This is a genomic window from Exiguobacterium sp. PvP048 (assembly GCF_040549175.1).
GTDB lineage: Bacteria > Bacillota > Bacilli > Exiguobacteriales > Exiguobacteriaceae > Exiguobacterium_A > Exiguobacterium_A artemiae.
In genome coordinates this window covers 409,262-432,488 of sequence record NZ_JBEPSU010000001.1, presented here as the reverse complement: position 1 = coordinate 432,488, position 23,227 = coordinate 409,262, and the positions used below count along the sequence as shown (strand labels likewise).

The following is a 23,227-nucleotide window of genomic DNA, read 5'->3' as shown; positions in this document are numbered from 1 at the left end:
GGCGCGGTTAGGTGAATATTTTTGAAAACGTCTATGTCTACACGACAGCTTTATATTCGGTTGCGGGACTGTTAATCATCATGGGGTTGGCACTTTTTGAGTTGACAACCCGGTACCGGAACTGGGAACATATCAAGAGTGGAAACATTGCTGTTGCTCTCGCGACCGGCGGGAAAATCATCGGTTTGGCAAATATCGTCCATTTTGCCGTCCAAAGTGAACAGCGTGTCGGGGCGATTTTTTTAGAAAGTGCCTTCGGATTTTTACTGTTGATTTCGACCTATTGGATTTTTGAATTCTTAACTCCGAATCTTCCGGTCGACCGGGAGATCGAAAAAGGAAATATCGCTGTCGGCATCATCTCCTGTTCGTTATCGATCGGGATGTCTTATGTGATCGGTTCAGCGTTAGTGGGGTGAACAGGTGTTAGAACGATTAGCGAAAATCATGTTTGGCGTATCGATTGCCTTTTTGGTCGTCGGTCTGCTGTGGGTTTTTATGAATTAAAAGAACTGGCTCTGCTAAGTGATTATTCCGTACTGAGATCGATTCAGTACGGAATTTTTATTGGTAGGACACAAAAAAATGAAGGAGGAGACGACTATGAACGTCAAAAAAACCAATACCAATGAAATACGGCGCCGCGCCTTTGAAGCGATGCAACTGATTTCCTGGAAAGATATTTTTTGGGTGATCATCGGCTCAGCTATCTTGGCGTTCGGCATCAACTACTTTACGATTCCGAATGATTTGTCAGAAGGAGGATTGATCGGGATTACGGTCATCTTCTACTACCTGTACGGATGGGATACCGGCTTAGTCTCGTTAATTGCCAATGCACTGTTGTTTGTCGTCGGTTACCGTTTCTTAAGTCGGAAAACGATGATCTATTCCGTCATTTCCGTCGCAACGACATCCTTTGTCCTGTCGTCGACAGCGTCGCTCGCGACGAGCTCCGACAGCCGGCTGATCGGGACGGTGTATGCCGGAATCTTGATCGGTCTTGGAATCGGTCTTGTCATCCGGGCAGGCGGGACGACCGGCGGTGGTGTCATCATCGCCCGGTTAATGAACAAATACCTAAACTTAGGGATTGCCGTGTCGATGTTCATCATCGACGTGACAGTCGTCGGAGCCTCCGGATTTTTGTTTGGAGAAGAAACGATGCTTTATACGCTGATTGCAATCATCATTGGTTCGTATTTAATTGATTTGGTCAGCGAAGGATTGAATGTCCGTGAAGCCGTGACGATCATCAGTCACCGCCAGGAAGAAATCGCCACGATTTTAACCGAGACACTCGGACGCAGTGCGACCGTCATCCACAGCCACGGTCATTTTACAAAACAGAAAAACGATATGTTATATATGATTGTCGACAAGCGCCAGCTCGCGCCACTGAAACAAATCGTCGAGGCAGCGGATCCGCGTGCCTTTGTCGTTATTCATAAAGTACGGGAAGTCATCGGGGAAGGATTTACCTATCCATCCCGTTAAACCGATTTTAAAGACCACTTGTGAAACAGCGCAAGTGGTCTTTTTGATGAGTTTCAAATATCTATTATTTGGAAAAAATGAAATTTATTTTAACAGAAGACTAGCCGTGTCAGCTGAAATACACGTATAATAAAAATGAATAGTAATTCAGTTACAGGGAGGGAATGGAATGGATTCAGCATGGTTAAAGGATTATCCGGAACAAGTACCTGCATCGATCAATTATCGTGAAGTACCGCTTTATCAAGCACTAGAAGAGGCGGCAGATGAGTTTCCGGAGCGGAGAGCGCTTAGCTTTCTCGGGAAACGAATGACGTTCCAGGAAGTGCGCCATGAAGCGCGGAGCTTTGCAAAAGTCCTGCAGGATGCCGGTCTTGAGAAGGGCGACCGGGTCGGTTTGATGTTGCCGAACTGTCCACAGTATATGATCAGTTACTACGCGGTGTTGTACGCCGGTGGAATCGTCGTTCAGGTCAATCCGTTGTATACCGACCGCGAACTGGAACAGATTTTGGACGATTCAGGGGCGAAGATGCTCGTCACACTCGATTTGCTGTATCCGAAAGCATCGCGTGTCAAAGCAAAGACGTCTTTAAAAACCGTTGTCACGACAAGCATTGCTGACTACCTTTCATTTCCTAAAAATAAACTGTATCCGATCAAGTCCCGTAAAGACAATAACATCATCATTGATACGACGGGATCCATTCCGTTTCTGTCTCATCGCGGAAGTACGATGATTGAACCGGTGAACATCAACCCAAAAGAAGATATCGCAGTGTTACAATATACAGGTGGAACGACCGATGCGCCTAAAGGTGTTATGTTGACGCACTTTAATCTCAGTGCCAATGTCGAGCAGATCAGTCATTGGTTCTATAAATATTCTCGGGGAGACGGGCGGAAGTTGTTGGCGGTCGTCCCGTATTTCCATGTCTACGGAATGACATGTAACCTGAACTTCGGCATGTTCAATGCCTATGAACAAATCATTTTGCCGAAATTCGATTTAGAACAGGTCCTGAAGACGATTGATAAAGAAAAACCGAGTCTGTTTCCCGGTGCTCCGACGATGTATGTCGGATTGTTAAATCATCCGAAACTAAAAAAATACGATTTATCCTCGATCGAAGCATGTATTTCCGGATCAGCACCGCTTCCGGTCGAAGTACAAGAGAAGTTTGAACAGGTGACAGGCGGACGCATCGTCGAAGGGTATGGCTTGTCGGAAACAAGTCCCGTGACGCATACGAACTGTATCTGGGATAAGCGCGTTCCGGGAACGGTCGGAATTCCTGTTCCGGATACAATCTCTAAAATCGTTCAACCGGACGGAGAGACGCCTGCTGCACCGGGAGAAATCGGAGAGATTCTTGTCCGTGGCCCGCAAGTCATGAAAGGATACTGGAAACGCCCGGAAGATACGCAGGCTGTTCTGCGTGACGGATGGTTGCATACGGGAGACCTTGGATATGTCGGCGAGGACCATTATTTCCGGATTGTCGACCGGAAAAAAGATTTGATTATCGCATCGGGATTCAATATCTATCCACGGGAAGTCGAAGAAATTTTGTACGAACATCCGGCGGTCAAAGAAGCGGTCGTCATCGGTGTGCCGGATGCTTACCGGGGTGAAACCGTCAAAGCCTTCATCGTACTGAAAGACGATGTGCAGACGACGGAAGAGGAACTGGATCAGTTTTGCCGGAAAAGTCTGGCTTCCTTCAAAGTGCCGAAGCAGTATGAGTTCAGACAAGAGTTACCGAAAACGTTCGTCGGGAAAATTCTGCGTCGTGTCCTGGTCGAGGAAGAACGGGCAAAACAACTGGAAGAAAGCAGTTGACAGTTCAAAATGGCATGATAGAATAAATATGAATGAACCATCATTCATTTTATGTGTTAGGAGATAACCTTATGAAAAGAACGATGTCTAAAAGTGATCGCATCATTGATGCGGCAGTGAAGGTGATTGCGAAAAACGGCTACCACGGTGCCAAAGTGACAGCTATCGCGAAAGAAGCAGGCGTAGCGGATGGAACGATTTATCTTTACTTCAAGAACAAAGAGCACTTATTGATTTCTTTGTTCCAAGCCAAGATGGGTAGCTTCATCGAATATTCAGAAGCGCAAATCGCACATCATCAGTCAGCGACGCAACAACTGGCAGCGCTCATTGAGGCACATCTCGAACAATTGTCGGTTGATTATGATTTGGCTGTCGTCACACAAATCGAGTTACGCCAATCGAATCAAGATATGCGGCATAATATCGCAACGGTTTTAAAACCGTATCTTCATCTGATTGATCGTGTGATTCGAAACGGGATGGAATCGGGAGAGTTCTCAAACGAGCTGGATTACCGTTTAGCACGGCAAATGGTATTCGGCACGATTGACGAGGTCGTGACGAGCTGGATGGCGAGCGGATTTAAATACGAGTTGCTCGAGACACGTCACGGTATTCATCGCATGCTAATTAAAGGGCTGAGTTAAGCCCTTTTCATGAAAAACTTTTTGTAAGCGGATACAAAAATGATGGTGGTCAATAGAAGTTGATATGAGGGGGAACGAAGAATGGAAATCTATGTCTTGTTAAAACGAACATTTGATACGGAAGAAGCAATCCAGCTCGAAAATGGTCAAATCGAAGAGGATGGTGCGGAATTCATCATCAACCCTTATGACGAATATGCAGTCGAAGAAGCGATCCGTGTACGGGATGCCCAATCTGGAACCGTGACGGTCGTAACGGTCGGACCGGAAGATGCAGACAAAGAACTCCGGACAGCGCTCGCGATGGGAGCCGATCAAGCAGTCCGAATCTCAATTGAAGACGATATTGAGGAAGCCGATCATTATTCGATTTCAGAAGTATTGGCCGGATATCTCAAGGAACAGACAGTCGATTTAATCATCGCCGGAAACGTCGCCGTTGACGGCGGAAGCGGACAAGTCGCTCCGCGTGTCGCAGAACTGCTTGATATTCCGTACGTCACAACAATCACGAAGCTTGAGTTGAACGGAACGGATGCCGTCGTGACACGTGACTCGGAAGGGGATACGGAAGTCATTAAAACATCGTTGCCGTTGCTCGTGACAGCCCAACAAGGATTAAATGAACCTCGTTATCCAAGCCTGCCGGGTATCATGAAGGCGAAAAAGAAACCACTCGAGGAACTTGAATTATCGGATCTGGAATTACACGAGGATGAGTTGGCACCGCGTCTTGAGACGATTGAACGCTTTTTGCCGCCAAATAAAGCAGCCGGTAAAATTCTAGAAGGTGATTTGTCGACACAAGTCCAGGAACTCGCTTCATTATTACGCAACGAAGCAAAAGTTGTTTAAGGGGGAAGAAACGATATGTCAAAAGCACTTGTACTTGCAGAATCACGGGACGGGAATTTACGAAATGTGTCATTTGAAGCCATCGCAGCGGCAAATCTCGTTGCAGATGAAGTCGTAGTTGCCTTAATCGGACAAAATGTGGCGGCAGATGCCGCACAACTCGCGACACGAGGAGCACATCAGGTTCTTGTCGTTGAAGACGAACGATTGCAGCATTATACACCGGACGGATACGGACAAGTCTTCATGCAGTTGTTGGAACGTGTCGCGCCGGACGTCATCGTCTTTGGTCATACGTCACTCGGTAAAGATCTATCACCGAAAATCGCAGCGAAACTGCAGGCAGGATTAATCAGTGATGTGACGTCGATCGAAGGCAGCGGAGCAGATGCTTCTTTCATCCGACCGATCTATTCCGGAAAAGCCTTTGAAAAAGTAAAAGTTTCAGAAGGAAAAACGCTCTTCACCGTCCGCCCGAATAATATCGAGCCGTTGGCGGAAGGAACTTCAGAAGGAACGGTTGAATCCGTAACCGTTGAGTTGAAGGATCTGCGTACTATCGTTTCAGAAGTCGTCCGAAAAGCAACGGGTGGTGTCGATCTGTCGGAAGCGAAAGTCATTGTCGCAGGCGGTCGTGGTGTCAAGAGTTCAGACGGTTTTGCACCCCTTCAAGAGTTGGCAGATTTGCTCGGTGGTGCAGTAGGTGCATCACGTGGAGCGTGTGACGCAGACTATTGCGATTACGCGTTGCAAATCGGTCAGACGGGGAAAGTGGTCACACCGGACTTATACATCGCTTGCGGTATTTCCGGTGCGATTCAACATTTAGCCGGGATGTCGAATGCGAAAGTCATCGTCGCCATCAACAAAGATCCGGAAGCGAACATCTTCTCGGTCGCAGATTACGGAATCGTCGGCGATTTGTTTGATGTCGTGCCGTTACTAACGGCAGAATTCAAAAAAATGCTTGTCCATTAAGAAGCGGGGGAAGAAGCAAAGAGCAACTTCTTTGCTTCTTTTTTTGCGTATAACTTGTCTGAGCAGTTTCGTTTGCTGTAAGGTAGGGCTGTGCTATACTCAAGTCAGTAAAAAGATGGGTTGGATTCACAAGTCGATCTCGTCTAAAAATAGGAGGTTTTTCTCAATGGCAATCGTACACGCAACTAGCCAATCGTTTAAAGAAGATACACAAGAAGGTCTCGTTCTCGTTGATTTCTGGGCAACATGGTGCGGACCTTGTCGCATGCTTGCTCCGGTTCTCGAAGAACTTGATGCAGACATGGAAAACGTTAAAATCGTTAAAGTCGACGTTGACGCTAACCCGGAAGTCGCTGGAGCTTTCCAAGTCCAAAGCATTCCGACACTCGTCTTATTCAAAGACGGTCAACCGGTCAACAAAACAATGGGCTTCATGCCTAAAGATGCTTTAAAAGAATTCGTTGAAACATCTAAATAATTCTAAACGCTATTCAAAAGGCATTCCGTCAATCGACGGAATGCCTTTTTTGTATTGAATCAATCTATCAGTGAACAAAGTTCAATCAAGTGACCGTCCGGGTCAAGCACATAGGCGACTGTTTGCCCCCATGGTTTTTCAGTCGGAGGCAAAACGGTCTGGTGACCGGCATTTTTGATCTGCTCATACACATGAGCGACATCTTCCGTCACAAAACCGAGTTCGATCGATTGTTGAACGGTTTTATCCGGGATTTCATAGGGAATCATGGAACGAACGTCTTCTTTTGTGTTGAAGGCAAGAATTGTCGATCCGGTATCAAACTCCGTATAACTTCCGTGCTCCACTTTAATCGGCAACCCGAGCAGACCGTTGTAAAACCGACGGGTCTTCACGGGATCCGTAATATAAAGAATCGTATAGCCGTAGTGAACCATGTCGAAACCTCACTTTCCTTAATCAGTCTTCAAGTAATGAAGCAATGTCGGATGCCGGTGTCGGGTAGGCAAAACTTGTTTTTTGCAGGGCGGAGCTTGGGATCCGGTGTTGCATCGCGAACGAAAAATAATTGGCCAGTTCTGCGGCATGGACGCCGATAAAGTGCGCCCCGAGAATCTGATCGTCTTCGCCGATCAATACTTTGGCCCGGGCAAACGGATCTTTAATCCGGACATTTGTTTGCCAACCCGAAGTATCAATCAATTTTCCGCGGTATTTTGTATTGTTTTGTTTTAGACTGGCTTCCGTCTGTCCGACTTTTGCCAGATTCGGCGTCGTAAAGACGATGCTCGGCACAGGCAATAACTCGAGTCGTCGTGTATTACCCTCCAACATATTACAAGCCGCAAGACGTCCTTCCGTCCCCGCAAAAGGAGTCAAGGCAGGGTTTCCGCTGACGGCGACGTCACCCGCTGCATAAATGTTCGGAGCGGAAGACTGCAGATAGTCATTCACATGGATTCCTTTTTCTTCGTAAACAACGCCTGCTTTTTCAAGTTGCAAATGTTTGATGCTTGCGATACGGCCTGTCGCATTCAAGACGACATCGGCTTCCAGGCGTGTCCCGTCGGAAAGCGTCAATGTCGTATCCGAGTAGGAAACCGCTTCTGTTTCATGAAGAATCTCAATGCCGAGTGCTTGTGTCGCTTCAAGCAAGACGGAAACCAGTTCCTGCTCAAATTGTTTCAGGGCATTGGAACGAAGAAGAATCGTCACTTCAGCACCGGCGATTCGTGCCAGGTGAGCGAATTCAAAAGAAATATAGCCTCCACCGATACAGACCAAACGACGGGGCACATCACGCAATTCCAAAAATTCATTGCTGTTGAGGAAACGTTCGCTTCCGGGAACAGATAACTCGCGTGGACGAAGTCCTGTCGCAATTAAAAATTGTTCGGCTTCCAGTTCGATGTCGTCGACCACAAGTCTTTTATTGGATAGGAAACGGGGTTCCCCGTGGTAATAGTCAATCCCCAACTCATCGTACCGATTTCGGGTTTGTTCCGGAATCGCCCGCGTATATTCATTTTTCCGTTCCATCAGTTGACGCCAGTCGATGGAGACAAGCCCTTTCAGCCCGTAACCGAGTAAACGTTCAACGGCATCCTTCGCTTCGCTGCCGGTCAACAGAATCTTTTTGGCATCACAACCGCGCTGAGCGCATGTTCCGCCCGGCGTGAAATTTTCGATAATGGCAACGTTCAGTCCTTTTTCAGCAAATTTATAAGCCGCTTGGTTACCGGCTGACCCTGTACCTATTACAATGCAATCGTATGTACGCATTTTTTATCCCCCATGTGTCATAATCAATGTATGATATTTACCCTATAACGTAAAACTAGAAACGGTGGAAGGAGACATTTTTGTGAGTCATCAAGAACATATTAAGGCGAAATTATCCCTTTTACCTGACGAACCAGGTTGTTATCTGCATAAAAATCAATTCGACGAGGTCATTTATGTCGGAAAAGCTAAAAATTTAAAGAACCGTGTCCGGTCTTATTTTACCGGGGCACACGATTTAAAGACAGAACGACTTGTCGCCGATATTCGGGACTTTGAATACATCATCACCGGAAGTGAGCTCGAAGCACTGCTTCTTGAGATGACCCTCATTAAAAAACATGATCCGAAATACAACATCATGCTCAAGGATGACAAATCCTATCCGTATCTCAAAATTACGAATGAGACGTATCCGCGTCTGATTACGACACGGAAATTAAAAAAAGACGGCGGACATTACTTTGGTCCTTATCCGAACGCTTATGCTGCCAATGAAACCAAACGTCTACTCGACCGGCTGTATCCGCTCCGGAAATGCCAGCCGATGCCGAAGAAACTGTGTTTGTACTACCACATCGGCCAGTGTCTCGGACCTTGTGAAATCCCCAATCTCGAAGGGGATCAAAAAGAGATTGTCTCGGAAATCCGTCGTTTCTTATCGGGGGAAACAAAAGACTTGGTCCAGTCGTTGCAACACAAGATGAGTGGTGCAGCGGAAGCGATGGAATTCGAACGGGCAGGGGAACTGCGCGATCAAATTCGGGCGATTGAATCGATCATGAACAAACAGAATATGATTACGGCAGATCTGACCTCGCGGGATGTCTTCGGAATTTATGTCGACAAGGGATGGATGTGTGTGCAGGTCTTTTTCCTGCGCGGCGGAAAAATGATTGAGCGTGATGTCTCGCTGTTTCCGATTTACGGGACACCGGCGGAAGAACTTGAAAGTTTTATCGTCCAGTTCTATGAAAAAAACATCAAGCCAAGCGAGATTTATGTCCCGCCCCTCGTTAATCAGATGCTTCTCAAAGAGGCGCTTAATGTACGTGTCCATGTGCCGGTACGCGGATCAAAACGCAAATTGCTCGATCTTGCGACGAAAAATGCCGAAAATGCAATCGGGGAACGGTTCGAATTGATCGCCCGGGATGAAAAGAAAACCGTTCAAGCCGTTCAGGAACTCGCTGATGCGATTGACGTTCATCCGCTATCGCGGATCGAAATCATTGATAATGCGAACATTCAAGGAGCGGATGCCGTCTCGGCCCTTGTCGTGTTCGAAGACGGGAAACCGCTCAAAAAAGAATACCGGAAATTTAAAATCAAAACCGTCAAAGGGCCGGACGACTATGAATCGATGCGGGAAATCGTCAGACGGCGCTACCGGCGTTTATTGCTCGAAGGCGCACGGTTGCCGGATCTTGTCCTGATAGATGGTGGGCTCGGTCAATTAAATGCGGCACTTGAAGTCATTCAAGATGAATTAGGGTTATCCCTGCCGGTCGGTTCACTGAAAAAAGACGATAAACACCGGACAAGTCAACTCTTATTCGGGGAAGGCGGGCAGTTGATTGAGCTCCATCCGCGTTCGAGTGCATTTTATTTGCTGCAACGTATGCAGGACGAGGTCCACCGGTTTGCCATCACGTTCCACCGTTCACTGCGCTCAAAAGGAATGACCCGCTCGCTGCTTGACGACATTCCTGGAGTGGGACCGAAACGTCGTCAACAACTGATCCGTCATTTCGGATCGATGCGGAGCTTAAAAAAAGCGAACATCGAACAGCTGACGGAGGCCGGTTTACCGGTCAAATTGGCAGAAACCGTGGCGGAATATCTCAGTCAGACAAATGAGGAATAAACTTAGAATTAGAGAAGCAGACAAAGAGGCGGACCCGGCTATCATTTAATAGCGGGTTCGCCTCTTTTTTGTAACCAGAAGAAAGCTGTACCATCCAAGCCGTATGTAATTACTTTGTGAACCACCAGATCAGAAAGAAGATAGCAGCTGTTACAAAGACAATCAAAAAAGCAGCGTGCTTTTGGGAAGCCTTTTTCTGAGAAGTTGCTACCGACACGCTGGTGATCAAAACAATTGCAATCGCGAACCATGTCCAAAAGCTCATAAGTTTCCTCCATTCCAAAGACACAATCAGGTACACCGGAAATTCGGTGTACCTGATTTAAATTGTTCAGTTATTGATGTATTTTTCATAGAATGAACCAAAGTCTTTTTGATTCCACTTGTAATAATGACCTTGTAACCAGTCGAATGACTCTTGGGACAAATCTTTGAACGTTTGCGGGACGTTCATATCGCTTTGGCGCAGACCACCGAGAATCGTGACGGAATGATTCAGGGAACTGTTGGCGAACTCAAGCATTTTTTGTCCTTCATATTGCTTTTCGGCAATGGCAAGAAGTGCTTTGTAGAGATCCTTCACATGCTCGAGCTGTTTTTTATCGACATCAATCGAATAATGTTTCCCGCCGATTTCGAACTTGATTTCGACATCAAGATCGACGGTGCCGGCTGTTTCAAACATGACATGACGAATCGGATAATGTGCATATGGATAACGGTAGAGAACACGTTTTGAACTGACCGCACTTTCGCCGTCCAGGTGAACGAGCGCCAAATTCGTAAAGCAGTACTCATCTGTTTTCGATTTGATTAAAAAATAAATTTTTTCGCCGTCTTCGTGTAACACGTAGTCGTCCGCGGCGGCCTTGTCAAAATCGTCCGGGTGAATCACTTGCCCAATATCACTGAATCCTGTTAAATCGGCTGCTAGTTTCTTGAACATAAAAATTCCTCCTTTAGTAGATGCGACTGAATACTGATACGGCAATCAAACGAAAAGGTTTCATGTTTCAAGAATTCGAGGTCTGTCTTAAAACTCCTGTATGGATTTCAAATGGAGCGTTCAATCGGATCTTTCGGATCGATCTCAATCAAAATCTGGACATCAGTTTTGTTCAATTCCGCGTATCCTTCAGCGACACAACCGTTCAGTCTGGAGAATTGTTCCGCTAAAAACCCGGCTTCTAACTGGAAGTAGCCTGCCGGTCGGTCGAGACGCGTTGATTCAGGAGGGGTTAACAAAAAACTCAAAGAGTTCCCTTTTTGTTTTTTTAGTTCGAGATGTCCCCAACCAGCTTCATGGAAAAAGGGAGGTGCTTCTTCGGCACTCAAGACCGGAAATTCACGTGCCAGTCGCTTTCCTGCCCAATAGATGACATGGCGGTAATCTGTTCCTAATAAATCCATCAGCACATAGTCACGAATCAGTTCGATTCCGAATGTGGAAGAGGGGGTTGGTACTGAATCCATCAACAATCACTCCTATCTCTGAAACTATTATAGCGGGGTAATTCTCCTCGGTCATTGTTTTCCTAAAAAAATTTGCAGTTATTTGCAGTTAAATGCAACAGCTCGGGTTGTCTTATAAAAAGGACAGGAGTAGAATAAGTGATGAAAAGACGAATTTCCTTATGAAAGCGCTTTTCTACCAAAATGCGCCAACGTTTGATTGGCAAACAAAAGGGGGGATTTGGATGGCGAATCATCGTGATTTCGTGGGGCGTAAAATACACTCACTGCTCGGCGTCATTCCAATCGGGTTATTTTTACTTTCTCATTTTACGACGAACTATTTCATCGTTCGTGGGGAGGAAGACTTTAATAAGGCTGCGGAAGTCGTGGGGAGCGTTCCGTATCGGTTGTTCTTGGAAGTGTTTGTCATCTTCATTCCAATCATCCTACACGGTATCTACGGTGTTTACATCGCGTTTACAGGTTCCGCGAACACAGGTCGTTATACATACTTCCGGAACTGGATGTATGTGCTACAACGCTTCTCAGGTATTTTCCTTGTCGTGTTCATCACATGGCACGTTTGGGAAACACGGATTGCCGCAGCAATGGGTACGGAAGTTGATGCGAGCATGATGCAAAATATCGTCGATAACGGATTCATGCTTGCCTTCTACATCGTCGGGATTCTGGCGACGACGTTCCACTTGGCAAACGGACTCTGGACGTTCTGCATCACATGGGGAATCACACAGTCACCCGCTTCTCAAAAAGCGATGTCTTATGTGGCAGCCCTCGTATTCATCGGATTATCGTTTGTAGGCGTACGCTCGATCTTGACGTTTGCAGGCGTGTTGTAAGGAAAGGGGAACTAACAACATGGCGAATAAGAATCTTGTCATCATCGGCGGAGGACTTGCCGGTTTGATGGCTACGATAAAAGCAGCAGAACAAGGTGTACCCGTCAAATTATTTTCTCTCGTGCCAGTCAAACGTTCACACTCCGTTTGTGCACAAGGGGGAATCAACGGGGCCATCAATACAAAAGGAGAAGGTGACTCACCTTACCAGCATTTGGACGATACGGTGTATGGCGGCGATTTCTTAGCCAACCAGCCACCGGTTCAAAAAATGACGGAAGCGGCACCGAAAATCATCCACATGTTCGACCGGATGGGCGTCATGTTTAACCGGACACCGGAAGGATTACTTGATTTCCGTCGTTTCGGAGGAACATTGCATCACCGGACGGCTTATGCCGGTGCAACGACAGGACAACAATTGTTGTATGCACTTGATGAACAGGTCCGTAAGTTTGAAGCGCAAGGTTTGGTAGAAAAATATGAAGGATGGGAATTCCTTCGTGCGATCATTGATGAAGAAGGGATTTGTCGTGGTGCGGTATGTCAAAACTTACGTTCGATGGAAATCGAAGCGTTTGCAGCTGACTCAGTCATTTTAGCAACAGGCGGTCCGGGTGTTATTTTCGGAAAATCAACCAACTCGGTCATCAACACAGGACAGGCAGCAGCAGCGGTTTACCGCCAAGGTGCTATTTACGCGAACGGGGAGTTCATTCAGATTCACCCGACAGCGATTCCAGGAGACGATAAACTCCGTCTCATGAGTGAATCGGCCCGCGGTGAAGGTGGACGTGTCTGGACGTATAAAGACGGTAAACCATGGTACTTCCTCGAAGAAAAATATCCGGCTTACGGAAATCTTGTGCCACGTGATATCGCGACGCGCGAAATCTTTGATGTTTGTGTCAATCAGAAGCTTGGTGTCAACGGGGAAAACATGGTCTATCTTGACCTTTCTCACAAAGATGCGAAAGAACTGGACGTCAAACTTGGCGGTATTCTTGAAATTTACGAGAAATTCGTCGGAGACGATCCACGAAAAGTACCGATGAAAATCTTCCCGGCAGTTCATTACTCAATGGGTGGACTATGGGTTGATTATGATCAAATGACGAATATCCCGGGATTATTTGCATCCGGCGAATGTGACTACTCGATGCACGGCGGGAACCGTCTGGGAGCGAACTCGTTGCTGTCTGCCGTCTACGGCGGAATGGTCGCAGGACCGGCAGCGATCGCCTACATGAACGATCTCGATCAATCCGTTCATGAGATGCCGGAAGAAGTCGTGGAAGCACACAAAATTGCTGAGATCAACCGTTTCAACGACATCCTCGCAATGGAAGGTACAGAAAATGCGTATCAAATCCACCGCGAACTCGGTGAAGTCATGACGGATAACGTCACAGTCGTTCGTTACAACGATAAACTCGAGCAGACGCTTGAGAAAATCAAGGAACTCCGCGACCGCTTCACACGCATTTCAGCGACGGACACAGCGCGTTGGAGCAACCAGGGTGCATCATTCATCCGTCAGCTCGATCATATGCTGGATCTTGCGGAAGCGATCACACTTGGAGCCTTGAAACGCGACGAGAGCCGTGGCGCCCATTACAAACCGGACTTCCCGGAACGTGATGACGAACGATTCTTGAAAACAACGATGGCCCGCTATACGAACGGTCATCCGGAAATCTATTACGAAGAAGTCGATACATCATTGATTCCACCGCGTAAGCGCGACTACAGCAAGAAGTCGAAGAAAGAGGTGAAGGCATAATGGCGACACCACTCGAACAGAAAACGAATCAAAAACCGGTTCAGTTCATCGTGCAACGTCAGGATGGACCGGACGGTAAAGCCTATGATGAAGCATTTGAAGTCCCTTACCGCCCGAATATGAACGTCATCTCGGCCTTGATGGAGATTCGTCGTAACCCGGTCAATGCAGCCGGAGAAAAAACGACGCCGATCAACTGGGATATGGGTTGTCTGGAAGAAGTCTGCGGTGCATGTTCTATGGTCATCAACGGAACACCCCGTCAGTCGTGTACGGCACTTGTCGATAAGCTCGAGCAACCGATCCGTTTGCAACCGATGCAGACGTTCCCGATTGTCCGTGACCTTCAAGTCGACCGTCAACGGATGTTTGACGCTTTGAAGAAAGTCAAAGCCTGGGTACCGATCGATGGTACGTACGACTTAGGTCCGGGACCGCGGATGCCGGAAAACAAACGCCAATGGGCATACGAGCTTTCAAAATGTATGACATGCGGTGTCTGTCTCGAAGCATGTCCGAACGTCAACGACCGGTCGAACTTCATCGGACCGGCATCGATTTCACAAGTCCGTCTCTTCAATTCGCATCCGACCGGTGCGTTCCACAAAGAAGAGCGTCTTGAAGCCTTGATGGAAGACGGTGGAATCATGCAGTGCGGAAACGCACAAAACTGTGTGGAAGTATGTCCGAAAGGCATTCCATTGACGACATCCATCGCAGCGATGAACCGTCAGACGACATTGCATTCCTTCAAGAAATTCTTCGGCAGTGACGAAGGACGTACGGGAGAAGCAGTCAGTCGTTAAGACGAAAACGTAAAATTAAAGAAGGGGCGATGCTCCTTCTTTTTATATTTTAAGGAGGCAATGGTTGTGCGTGTACCCAGTTATATCAATGATTTAGACCAGTGGTTGGAACAGATGAAGCACGGCACGCGGCTGGATGTCGCGGTCCGCTTCGCTGAAACCGATGCTTACGGTCACATGAATAATCGAGTTCCGTTCGTTTATTTTGAAGATGTCCGGACGCTGATGCTCGAAGAAACAGGTTATTCGCTTGCTGACGACGGAATCGTCGTCGTAGCAGATGCGCAGTGTAACTACATCCGCCAAGTCTATCCGCGGGCCCGTCTTGCCGTCTATGCGTATCCGGTTCAGGTCGGAACGGCTTCGTGTGATGTCCATTACGCGGCGTTCAGCGAACAAGAGGAATTGATGTTTACAGGTCGGACCTCGATGGTCCAAATCGATCGTTCCGGAAATGCGTTTCCGTGGAATGAAGCCTATAAAAATTCCTTGCAGAATCGATTCGAATCCGTTATCATTTGATAATGAGTTCACATATTCGAAAACGACTCACTAGTACGTTATTAGTGGAGGGAGATTTCTTAATCATGGAAAAAACATTCAAAGTCATCGCGGATTCAGGCATTCATGCTCGTCCGGCAACACAACTCGTCAACACAGCTTCTAAATTCCAATCAGACATCAACTTGGAATACAACGGAAAGACTGTAAACCTCAAGTCGATCATGGGTGTTCTTTCACTCGGAATCGCAAAAGACTCAGACATCAAAATCGTTGCAAACGGTGACGATGCTTCTGAAGCTATCACGACTCTTTCAGATATGCTGACAAGCGAAGGTCTTGCTCAGTAATCCTTTATCGTACATTCTTGGACGCCGGTCTTGCACCGTCGTCCTTTTTTGTTACCATATGAGATGAGAGGAAAGTGAGGGGAAATCGTGAATAGATCAATTGGAGTATTAGATTCTGGGGTTGGTGGATTGACTGTCGCGCGTGAATTGATGCGTCAGCTGCCCCATGAACAAATCATATATGTCGGAGATACGTTACGGTGTCCGTACGGTCCCCGGCCGGAAGAAGAAATTCGTCAATTTACATGGGAGATGATTGATTTTCTGGTCGCTCAAGGTGTGAAATTGATTGTCATCGCCTGTAATACGGCGACGGCAGTTGTCCTAAAAGAAGCCCGACAAAAACTGTCGATTCCCGTCATCGGTGTCATCGATCCTGGAGCACGGGCGGCAGTCAAGGTTACACGCTCGAAACGGATCGGCGTCATTGGTACGAAAATGACGATTGAAAGCAATTCGTATGAGAAAGCCTTGCGTCACGTCGAAGGGCAGGTCGTCGTTGAGTCGCTTTCCTGTCCACCGTTTGTTCCGCTCGTTGAATCGTCTCAGACAAGTGGACCATACGTTGAACGTGTCGTCGCCAACACGTTAAAGCCGTTGCTTTCCTATGATATGGATACATTGATTTTAGGATGTACACATTATCCGTTACTGGCAGAAGTCATTGGACGAGTCATCGGACCAAACGTCCAGCTGATTTCTTCAGGAGACGAGACGGCGCTTGAAGTCAGTGCCTTGCTTGATTATAACGGCATCACGGCAGATCTTGATCGTATTCCGGAACATGTCTATCATGCGACCGGCGATACACGCTCTTTTGAACGAATCGCCAGTGACTGGTTACATCATCCGGTCCAAGCGAAACGGTTAGTGTTAGGAACGGAGGAAGAAAAATGCGTTTAGATCAACGGGCACAATCGGACATGCGGAAAATTCAGCTCGAGACCGATGTCAATAAGCATGCAGAAGGATCGGTACTGATATCGGTCGGGGATACACGTGTCTTATGCACCGCGACGGTGGAAGAAAAAGTGCCGCCGTTTTTACGGGGGAAACGTCACGGATGGATCAATGCCGAATATGCGATGTTGCCGCGGGCGACAGCACAACGGACGGGACGGGAAGCCGTCCGGGGAAAGCAGACGGGACGAACGATGGAAATTCAACGATTGATCAGCCGGGCGTTACGGTCCGTCGTCAATCTCGAAAAATTGGGTGAACGGACGGTTTGGATTGATTGTGATGTGCTGCAAGCAGATGGCGGGACGCGTACAGCGGCTATTACAGGCGGTTTCTTGGCACTTGTCTTGGCAGTCGACGGATTGATTCAAAGCGGTAAGCTAACGGATACCCCCATCAAAGAAGGAATTGCAGCAGTATCAGTCGGGAAAGTCGGATCGGAGTTATTGCTTGATCTTTGTTATGAAGAAGACGCAGCGGCAGATGTCGATTTGAATCTTGTCATGACCTCGTCCGGAAAAATCGTCGAACTGCAAGCGACAGGGGAAGAAGCAACCTTTTCTCGCAAAGAGATGCTCGATATGCTTGAACTTGGGGAAAAGGGTATTGAAGAACTCCTTCACGCGGCTGAACAATCGTTAGGGGCCTCGTGGTGGTATGTCGGAGAAGAGGTGGAGCACAAATGAAAATCATCGTAGCGACAAGAAATCCCGGTAAAGTCGGTGAGTTTCAAGCGATGCTTGGACGACTCGGATACGACGTCGAATCGTTACTCGATTACGACACGGCACCGGAAACGGAAGAAACCGGATCAACCTTTGAAGAAAATGCGGAACTGAAATCGAAAGAAGCAGCAGCTTATTTTGGTCACGCCGTATTGTCGGACGACTCCGGACTTGAAGTCGATGCACTGGACGGCGCACCGGGCGTCTACTCTGCCCGGTTTGCGGGAGAGAACAAATCAGATGCTGCCAATAACGCATTGTTGCTGGAAAAATTAGCGGACACACCGGCCGATCAACGGACAGCCCGTTTTGTCTGTGCCTTGTCACTGGCAAAACCGTCCGGTGAAACACTGACCGTCCGGGGCACAATGGAAGGTCAAATCGGATTTGAGCAGAAAGGAACAAACGGTTTCGGTTACGATCCGTTATTCCTGATCCCGGCGTTGAATCAGACAGCGGCTGAACTCACGAAAAGTGAAAAAGCGGCGATCAGTCATCGTGGGCAGGCTTTAAAAAAACTTGAAGCGGCATTAACTACTTTTTTGGGAGAGTGATTTTAGATGAAAGCGTTAATCGTAAGTGACAGCCATGGTCTCGATCAGGAACTATTGACGATATTCAACCGCCACCAAGAAGCAGATTTTGCCTTTCATTGCGGGGACTCCCAACTGACAGGAACGACTGAATCGTTATATCCCTATCGTGTTGTCAAAGGGAACTGTGATTACGGGAATGACTTCCCGGACGAAGTCACCGAGGAACTCGGATCGTTTCGTGTCTTATGTGTCCATGGACACCGGCAAGACGTCAAATACAGCCTCGACCAGCTGGTGCACCATGCCGATCAAAAAGCGGCGTCAATCGTTCTGTACGGTCATTCGCATGTTGCAAAAGCAGAGCAACGGGACGGGAAACTGTTTATCAATCCAGGCTCGATCCGGATGCCGCGCCATCGCCCGGAAAAGACGTATGCGTTGTTGACGGTTGAAAACGATCAATTCACAGTCGACTTTTACGATCTGACAGGTGAAAAAATCAATGCTTTGCACCTCGACGGTACACTTTAAAAAGAGTTTTACCAAATGTGATTGACACGAAAGAATTGTTTTAGTATAGTTTATTCGTGTTGACACGTCTCAATAGCTCAGCTGGATAGAGCAACGCCCTTCTAAGGCGTCGGTCGGGGGTTCGAATCCCTCTTGGGACACTATAATTAAAATAGAGACTTCCCTTATGAGGGAGGTCTCTTTTTTTTATCCGTTTTTTCGAGTATACTTAAGGTATCATGAACTTGAAAGGGATGATGAAGATGTTAAAGAAAATGAGTGGAATCCTCGTACTGACCGTGGCTTTAGCCGGATGCAGCGAGGTTACAGATACAGTCGATCAGGCGAAACAGCAAGTGACGGACGTAAAGAACAGTGTTGATTATGCAAGTCAGTTGCAAGATATCGCCCAGGATACGTCCAAGGTGACATCTGAATTGTCGACGAAACTCGATCAAGCAGCGACTGAAGCGCGGGATGCCGCAAATCCGGAACAGGCTCTTGATCAGCAAATTGAAAAACTCCAGACTGACGGAACAGTTCAACAGTTGAACGAAGAGTTGAACAAAATTGATGAACGGCTTGCGAATTTAGATACTCCGCCGGCGGAACTGAAGAACTTGAGTGAAAAATTGGAGCAGTACGTGAATCAATCGGAAGATATCACGCAGTTGCTCGAAACCGATGTTTCTTTGGACACATTGAATAAAATGGGAATCGAACAGGCAGGACAATTACAGGAAGCAATCACGAACTGGACGTCTTTACTGGATCCGTTCACGAAGTAAGACAGATATGAAAAAGGTGGGATGACCGTGAATCAGTCGCAATCACGTTGGATGGAACAACCGTTGTCAGATGAGCGGAAGCGGCTCGCAAGATTGAGTCAGGACGAATTGGCAACTGAGCTGGAACGACTGAAAAGTTTAGAAACAGAAGAGGATATTCTTTATGTGCTCTATACAATTCAGGAAGCTTTTTTGACAAACGATCAAGAGGTGGAAGCCTATCTGCAAGTGGTGAACCCTTTCCTTGAAGTGGACGGTGTCGAGCAACTGATCGCACTCTTCATGTACGAGAAGGGAGAGAGGTATTCCTTTGATCTGGCCCTGCGGACAGCCTCTCCCTATCTTCCTTACGGTCTCGCCTTGAAATTAGACGAAATGACCCAGTCGCTTTCACGTAAGAAAGGTAACATCGGGCAGACGGATGATTCCTCATATGTGAAGGTACGGGAACAATCCCATTTACGGCTAGTACCAGGGGATCGGGTCGATCGTTACCGGCTCGGGACGATGGACGAACAGTTTCGTTTGATCGGGCAATTCGATTTACAGGCAGATCCTTCGTTCGTCCGTTATCTCATCGAGGATTATTTCACGGGAGAAGATGTTAACGAACAGAGTGCTCTTGTCATCCAGACATTGCTTCCGCAACTTCCGGCGGATCGTGCACTTTTCCCCGTCCGGATCCGGATTCCATCGATTGGGCTGGATCATGAATTTGAAAGTCCGGAGCAACTCGAGAGACATGTGACGAGACAGGCGCTTGAGCTTCAGTCTTTCAGTAACGAAACCTTCAGGCTGAAGCGCATGGATCCATTTAAGGCGCTGTTGTTCATGAACTGGTATCAAATCGTCTTTCCGACCGAAGTGCTGGAACAGGGAGACAGATGGCAGGAATGGGTGGATGCGGTCGAAGAATTGGCGGAATCCGACTTTGCCTCGGAAACTCCGCCACCTGACTTGAGCGGACAAGCGCAAAAGATTTATCAGGCTGTCCATTTCCTGTTACCGGAAGGAAAACAGTACGAGCAGGCCTTGCTTCTTTAATTCAAGGGAATGGCTCGTTCAACAGTGGTAATCCTCGGAACGATTGTGCTATAATGTGACTTGTTGTACACACATGTACGCTAATTGACATTTTTGGAGGGACTCAGCATGACTGCAAAATGGGAAAAACAATCAGGTAGCCTCGGCGTTCTCACGTATGAAGCGCCTGCTGAAGCATTTGATAAAGCGGTAGACCAAGCGTTCAAAAAAGTCGTTAAGACATTGAACACACCAGGTTTCCGTAAAGGAAAAATGCCACGCGCAATGTTTAACAAAATGTACGGCGAAGAAGCACTTTACCAAGATGCACTTGATATCTTATATCAAGACACAATCGAAGGTGCTGTCGTCGAATCAGGAATCGAGCCAATCGCGCTTGATAACATCGACGTCGAAACACTCGAAAAAGGAAAACCAGTTGAGTTCAAAATCACATTCGTGATTGAGCCGGACGCAACACTCGGTGAGTACAAAGGTCTTGAGTACACAGCAGTCGAAACAGACGTTACAGACGAAGATGTCGATGCTGAACTCAAAACAATGCAAGAGCGCGGTGCAGAGCTCGTCGTTAAAGAAGACGGCGCGATCGAAAATGGCGATACAGTCGTATTCGACTTCGCAGGTTTCGATGGTGAAAACCAATTCGACGGTGGTACTGCAGAAAACTACTCACTCGTCATCGGATCTGGAAACTTCATTCCAGGATTTGAAGAGCAGATGGTTGGTCTTAAATCAGGCGAGCAAAAAGATATCGACGTCACGTTCCCAGAAGAGTACCATGAAGCATCACTCGCTGGAAAACCAGTCGTGTTCAAAGTAACAATCCACGAAATCAAAGCACAAGAACTTCCTGAATTGACAGATGAGTTCGCTAAAGAAATGGACGAAGAAGTTTCTTCTCTTGATGAGTTGAAAACAAAAATCCGTACACGTCTTGAAAACACACGCAAACAAGAAGCTGATGCTTCAATGCGTGATGAGTTGGTTGAAGCTGCGACTAAAAACGCAACAGTTGATCTTCCAGAAGTTATGGTTGAAAACGAAGTTGAACGTATGGTCCAAGAATTCACACAACGCATTCAGTCACAAGGAATTGACCTTAACATGTACTTCCAGTTAACTGGAACGACTGAAGAGGCAATGCGTACTGAAATGAAAGAACAAGCAGAAGAGCGCGTTAAAGCTCGTCTCGTTCTTAAACAAATCGTTGCAGACGAAAAAATCGAAGTTACTGAAGAAGAAGCGCAAGCTGAACTTCAATCGATGTCTGAACTCTACAACATTCCTGCAGATCAACTTGAAACGATGCTTGCACCACAAGGCGGACTTGATACACTTAAAGGTGATCTTCAGTTCCGTAAAGCAATCGACGTTCTCGTTGACAACGCAAAAGCAAAATAAGCAAACAACCGAACAGAATCGACTTCAAGACCAATCTCTGGTCTTGAAGTCGATTTTTTTGTACGATAGGTCAAACAAGGACAAACAAAAATATATTTTTCAAATCAAACTGTAAAACGCTCATCCAAGATTTGAAAGAGTTTCCTTGTTCATGCTACAATCATAAATAGTAAAACGTGAGAATAGATGCGAAACGGATCTATACAAATTCCACGTTAAAGGGGTGGACCTTTATGTTTAAATTTAACGAAGAAAAAGGTCAGCTAAAATGTTCTTTCTGCGGAAAGACACAAGAGCAAGTGCGCAAACTTGTTGCTGGACCTGGCGTTTACATTTGCGATGAATGTATCGAACTCTGTAATGAGATCGTCGAAGAAGAGCTTGGTACAGAAGAAGAAGTCGAACTGAAAAACGTACCGAAACCGCATGAAATCCGTGCGACTTTAAATGACTACGTCATCGGACAGGAAAAAGCGAAAAAATCGTTATCTGTCGCGATGTACAATCATTATAAACGGATCAATGCCGGTGGACGTGCCGACGACGTGGAATTGTCTAAATCAAACATCGTCATGATTGGACCGACTGGTAGTGGTAAAACACTCCTCGCACAAACGATGGCCCGTATTCTGAACGTTCCGTTCGCAATCGCGGATGCAACAAGTCTGACGGAAGCCGGATATGTCGGGGAAGATGTTGAAAACATTCTCCTAAAACTCATTCAAGCTGCTGACTATGATGTCGAAAAAGCAGAAAAAGGTATCATCTACATCGATGAAATCGATAAAATCGCCCGTAAATCTGAGAATCCGTCGATTACACGTGACGTTTCAGGTGAAGGGGTGCAACAAGCACTTCTGAAAATCTTAGAAGGTACTGTTGCAAGCGTTCCGCCACAAGGCGGCCGGAAACATCCGCATCAAGAATTCATTCAGATCGATACGACGAACATCTTGTTCATCGTCGGTGGTGCCTTTGACGGGATCGACCAATCGATCAAACGTCGTCTTGGGAAAAAGGTCATCGGATTCGGAAATGATTCCGAGAACCGCAACCTGACGCAAAAAGAAATTCTTGCGGCTGCTTTACCGGAAGATTTACAGAAGTTCGGATTGATTCCGGAATTCATCGGACGTTTACCAGTCATGGCGACACTTGAGCCGCTTGACGAAGAAGCGCTCGTCCAAATCTTAACAAAACCGAAAAATGCACTCGTCAAACAATACAAAAAAATGCTTCAACTGGACGATGTCGAACTCGACTTCACAGAAGATGCACTCGTTGAGATTGCGAAACTTGCAATCGAACGGAAAACAGGAGCGCGTGGTCTTCGTTCAATCATCGAAGAAACGATGCTCGATATCATGTTTGAAATTCCATCACGTGAAGATATTGCGAAAGTCATCATCACAGCAGAAACGTTGACTGGAAAACGCGGTCCAACGCTCGAGTTGAAGGATGGCACAATTGAACATGGTAAAGAAAAAGAAACGGCGTAACACCGTGACAAATCGGCTCGGAGGCTACTTGTACGCCTTTCCGAGTCTTTTTGTTTAGG

25 protein-coding genes and 1 tRNA gene are annotated in these 23,227 nt (G+C 46.9%); 22 read left to right on the top strand and 4 right to left on the bottom strand.

What is annotated here, in order from left to right; all coding sequences use genetic code 11:
* The first annotated feature begins 11 nt into the window (after positions 1-11).
* The 7 genes from ABIC15_RS02190 to trxA all read left to right on the top strand — a co-directional run bounded on the left by ABIC15_RS02190 (position 12) and on the right by trxA (position 6,301).
* On the top strand, positions 12-419 hold the full coding sequence (locus tag ABIC15_RS02190; protein ID WP_012371039.1) for a DUF350 domain-containing protein: 408 nt from the start codon (positions 12-14) through the stop codon (positions 417-419).
* 184 nt (positions 420-603) lie between these two features.
* Positions 604-1,497, top strand: a complete 894-nt coding sequence (locus tag ABIC15_RS02185; protein WP_114595280.1) for a YitT family protein — start codon at positions 604-606, stop codon at positions 1,495-1,497.
* A gap of 169 nt (positions 1,498-1,666) precedes the next feature.
* A complete protein-coding gene (locus ABIC15_RS02180) occupies positions 1,667-3,340 on the top strand; it encodes an AMP-binding protein (protein WP_354019631.1) in 1,674 nt (557 codons plus the stop codon).
* Between the two features lie 71 nt (positions 3,341-3,411).
* Positions 3,412-3,990 (top strand): fatty acid metabolism transcriptional regulator FadR, encoded by a 579-nt coding sequence (locus ABIC15_RS02175; RefSeq protein WP_354019629.1) that lies wholly within the window; start codon positions 3,412-3,414, stop codon positions 3,988-3,990.
* Positions 3,991-4,071: 81 nt separating this feature from the next.
* Positions 4,072-4,845, top strand: coding sequence for an electron transfer flavoprotein subunit beta/FixA family protein (locus tag ABIC15_RS02170; protein WP_354019628.1), 774 nt, complete (start codon positions 4,072-4,074; stop codon positions 4,843-4,845).
* 15 nt (positions 4,846-4,860) lie between these two features.
* On the top strand, positions 4,861-5,823 hold the full coding sequence (locus ABIC15_RS02165; protein ID WP_012371034.1) for an electron transfer flavoprotein subunit alpha/FixB family protein: 963 nt from the start codon (positions 4,861-4,863) through the stop codon (positions 5,821-5,823).
* 166 nt (positions 5,824-5,989) lie between these two features.
* Positions 5,990-6,301, top strand: coding sequence for a thioredoxin (trxA, locus tag ABIC15_RS02160; protein ID WP_354019624.1), 312 nt, complete (start codon positions 5,990-5,992; stop codon positions 6,299-6,301).
* Positions 6,302-6,360: 59 nt separating this feature from the next.
* Here trxA and ABIC15_RS02155 read toward each other — a convergent pair whose 3' ends face one another.
* Both ABIC15_RS02155 and ABIC15_RS02150 read right to left on the bottom strand, forming a co-directional pair.
* Positions 6,361-6,738, bottom strand: a complete 378-nt coding sequence (locus ABIC15_RS02155; protein ID WP_354019622.1) for a VOC family protein — start codon at positions 6,736-6,738, stop codon at positions 6,361-6,363.
* A gap of 22 nt (positions 6,739-6,760) precedes the next feature.
* On the bottom strand, positions 6,761-8,083 hold the full coding sequence (locus ABIC15_RS02150) for a dihydrolipoyl dehydrogenase family protein (RefSeq protein WP_318927914.1): 1,323 nt from the start codon (positions 8,081-8,083) through the stop codon (positions 6,761-6,763).
* An 82-nt stretch (positions 8,084-8,165) separates the two neighbouring features.
* On the opposite strand from ABIC15_RS02150, the gene uvrC reads away from it, so the two are divergent.
* Positions 8,166-9,950, top strand: coding sequence for an excinuclease ABC subunit UvrC (uvrC, locus tag ABIC15_RS02145; RefSeq protein WP_290827293.1), 1,785 nt, complete (start codon positions 8,166-8,168; stop codon positions 9,948-9,950).
* Between the two features lie 331 nt (positions 9,951-10,281).
* Here uvrC and ABIC15_RS02140 read toward each other — a convergent pair whose 3' ends face one another.
* Positions 10,282-10,896, bottom strand: a complete 615-nt coding sequence (locus ABIC15_RS02140; protein WP_354019621.1) for a PH domain-containing protein — start codon at positions 10,894-10,896, stop codon at positions 10,282-10,284.
* 107 nt (positions 10,897-11,003) lie between these two features.
* The gene (locus tag ABIC15_RS02135) at positions 11,004-11,423 is read right to left on the bottom strand and encodes a YslB family protein (RefSeq protein ID WP_354019620.1); all 420 of its coding nucleotides are present in this window, start codon (positions 11,421-11,423) and stop codon (positions 11,004-11,006) included.
* Positions 11,424-11,647: 224 nt separating this feature from the next.
* On the opposite strand from ABIC15_RS02135, the gene ABIC15_RS02130 reads away from it, so the two are divergent.
* From ABIC15_RS02130 to clpX, 14 genes are all read left to right on the top strand, one after another.
* Positions 11,648-12,265, top strand: a complete 618-nt coding sequence (locus ABIC15_RS02130) for a succinate dehydrogenase cytochrome b558 subunit (RefSeq protein WP_012371027.1) — start codon at positions 11,648-11,650, stop codon at positions 12,263-12,265.
* Between the two features lie 19 nt (positions 12,266-12,284).
* Positions 12,285-14,048, top strand: a complete 1,764-nt coding sequence (gene sdhA, locus ABIC15_RS02125) for a succinate dehydrogenase flavoprotein subunit (protein ID WP_354019619.1) — start codon at positions 12,285-12,287, stop codon at positions 14,046-14,048.
* The gene (gene sdhB, locus ABIC15_RS02120; RefSeq protein ID WP_012371025.1) at positions 14,048-14,854 is read left to right on the top strand and encodes a succinate dehydrogenase iron-sulfur subunit; all 807 of its coding nucleotides are present in this window, start codon (positions 14,048-14,050) and stop codon (positions 14,852-14,854) included. The genes sdhA and sdhB overlap by 1 nt, the downstream gene beginning before the upstream one ends.
* 66 nt (positions 14,855-14,920) lie before the next feature.
* Positions 14,921-15,376, top strand: coding sequence for an acyl-CoA thioesterase (locus ABIC15_RS02115; protein ID WP_026827779.1), 456 nt, complete (start codon positions 14,921-14,923; stop codon positions 15,374-15,376).
* Between the two features lie 65 nt (positions 15,377-15,441).
* Complete coding sequence (locus tag ABIC15_RS02110; protein WP_012371023.1) at positions 15,442-15,705, top strand: phosphocarrier protein HPr; 264 nt, start codon at positions 15,442-15,444, stop codon at positions 15,703-15,705.
* Between the two features lie 87 nt (positions 15,706-15,792).
* On the top strand, positions 15,793-16,608 hold the full coding sequence (gene racE, locus ABIC15_RS02105) for a glutamate racemase (RefSeq protein WP_012371022.1): 816 nt from the start codon (positions 15,793-15,795) through the stop codon (positions 16,606-16,608).
* On the top strand, positions 16,599-17,351 hold the full coding sequence (gene rph, locus ABIC15_RS02100) for a ribonuclease PH (RefSeq protein WP_290827281.1): 753 nt from the start codon (positions 16,599-16,601) through the stop codon (positions 17,349-17,351). The genes racE and rph overlap by 10 nt, the downstream gene beginning before the upstream one ends.
* Positions 17,348-17,944, top strand: a complete 597-nt coding sequence (locus ABIC15_RS02095; RefSeq protein ID WP_354019617.1) for an XTP/dITP diphosphatase — start codon at positions 17,348-17,350, stop codon at positions 17,942-17,944. Before rph ends, ABIC15_RS02095 begins: the two co-directional genes overlap by 4 nt.
* 6 nt (positions 17,945-17,950) lie before the next feature.
* Positions 17,951-18,457, top strand: a complete 507-nt coding sequence (locus tag ABIC15_RS02090) for a metallophosphoesterase family protein (protein ID WP_354019616.1) — start codon at positions 17,951-17,953, stop codon at positions 18,455-18,457.
* 66 nt (positions 18,458-18,523) lie between these two features.
* Positions 18,524-18,597, top strand: a tRNA-Arg gene (locus tag ABIC15_RS02085).
* A gap of 102 nt (positions 18,598-18,699) precedes the next feature.
* Complete coding sequence (locus tag ABIC15_RS02080; RefSeq protein ID WP_354019615.1) at positions 18,700-19,224, top strand: hypothetical protein; 525 nt, start codon at positions 18,700-18,702, stop codon at positions 19,222-19,224.
* Positions 19,225-19,245: 21 nt separating this feature from the next.
* Positions 19,246-20,268 (top strand): hypothetical protein, encoded by a 1,023-nt coding sequence (locus ABIC15_RS02075; protein WP_354019613.1) that lies wholly within the window; start codon positions 19,246-19,248, stop codon positions 20,266-20,268.
* Between the two features lie 108 nt (positions 20,269-20,376).
* On the top strand, positions 20,377-21,669 hold the full coding sequence (gene tig, locus ABIC15_RS02070) for a trigger factor (protein WP_012371016.1): 1,293 nt from the start codon (positions 20,377-20,379) through the stop codon (positions 21,667-21,669).
* A 233-nt stretch (positions 21,670-21,902) separates the two neighbouring features.
* The gene (gene clpX / locus ABIC15_RS02065; RefSeq protein WP_012371015.1) at positions 21,903-23,168 is read left to right on the top strand and encodes an ATP-dependent protease ATP-binding subunit ClpX; all 1,266 of its coding nucleotides are present in this window, start codon (positions 21,903-21,905) and stop codon (positions 23,166-23,168) included.
* Positions 23,169-23,227 lie beyond the last annotated feature (59 nt).

Bases quoted from the DNA above. Each gene is read 5' to 3' on its own strand.
- ABIC15_RS02185 (WP_114595280.1), top strand. From the start codon at position 604: ATGAACGTCAAAAAAACCAATACCAATGAAATACGGCGCCGCGCCTTT.
- ABIC15_RS02180 (WP_354019631.1), top strand. From the start codon at position 1,667: ATGGATTCAGCATGGTTAAAGGATTATCCGGAACAAGTACCTGCATCG.
- ABIC15_RS02175 (WP_354019629.1), top strand. From the start codon at position 3,412: ATGAAAAGAACGATGTCTAAAAGTGATCGCATCATTGATGCGGCAGTG.
- ABIC15_RS02170 (WP_354019628.1), top strand. From the start codon at position 4,072: ATGGAAATCTATGTCTTGTTAAAACGAACATTTGATACGGAAGAAGCA.
- ABIC15_RS02165 (WP_012371034.1), top strand. From the start codon at position 4,861: ATGTCAAAAGCACTTGTACTTGCAGAATCACGGGACGGGAATTTACGA.
- trxA (WP_354019624.1), top strand. From the start codon at position 5,990: ATGGCAATCGTACACGCAACTAGCCAATCGTTTAAAGAAGATACACAA.
- ABIC15_RS02155 (WP_354019622.1), bottom strand. From the start codon at position 6,738: ATGGTTCACTACGGCTATACGATTCTTTATATTACGGATCCCGTGAAG.
- ABIC15_RS02150 (WP_318927914.1), bottom strand. From the start codon at position 8,083: ATGCGTACATACGATTGCATTGTAATAGGTACAGGGTCAGCCGGTAAC.
- ABIC15_RS02140 (WP_354019621.1), bottom strand. From the start codon at position 10,896: ATGTTCAAGAAACTAGCAGCCGATTTAACAGGATTCAGTGATATTGGG.
- ABIC15_RS02135 (WP_354019620.1), bottom strand. From the start codon at position 11,423: ATGGATTCAGTACCAACCCCCTCTTCCACATTCGGAATCGAACTGATT.
- ABIC15_RS02130 (WP_012371027.1), top strand. From the start codon at position 11,648: ATGGCGAATCATCGTGATTTCGTGGGGCGTAAAATACACTCACTGCTC.
- sdhA (WP_354019619.1), top strand. From the start codon at position 12,285: ATGGCGAATAAGAATCTTGTCATCATCGGCGGAGGACTTGCCGGTTTG.
- sdhB (WP_012371025.1), top strand. From the start codon at position 14,048: ATGGCGACACCACTCGAACAGAAAACGAATCAAAAACCGGTTCAGTTC.
- ABIC15_RS02110 (WP_012371023.1), top strand. From the start codon at position 15,442: ATGGAAAAAACATTCAAAGTCATCGCGGATTCAGGCATTCATGCTCGT.
- rph (WP_290827281.1), top strand. From the start codon at position 16,599: ATGCGTTTAGATCAACGGGCACAATCGGACATGCGGAAAATTCAGCTC.
- ABIC15_RS02095 (WP_354019617.1), top strand. From the start codon at position 17,348: ATGAAAATCATCGTAGCGACAAGAAATCCCGGTAAAGTCGGTGAGTTT.
- ABIC15_RS02090 (WP_354019616.1), top strand. From the start codon at position 17,951: ATGAAAGCGTTAATCGTAAGTGACAGCCATGGTCTCGATCAGGAACTA.
- ABIC15_RS02080 (WP_354019615.1), top strand. From the start codon at position 18,700: ATGTTAAAGAAAATGAGTGGAATCCTCGTACTGACCGTGGCTTTAGCC.
- ABIC15_RS02075 (WP_354019613.1), top strand. From the start codon at position 19,246: ATGACCGTGAATCAGTCGCAATCACGTTGGATGGAACAACCGTTGTCA.
- tig (WP_012371016.1), top strand. From the start codon at position 20,377: ATGACTGCAAAATGGGAAAAACAATCAGGTAGCCTCGGCGTTCTCACG.
- clpX (WP_012371015.1), top strand. From the start codon at position 21,903: ATGTTTAAATTTAACGAAGAAAAAGGTCAGCTAAAATGTTCTTTCTGC.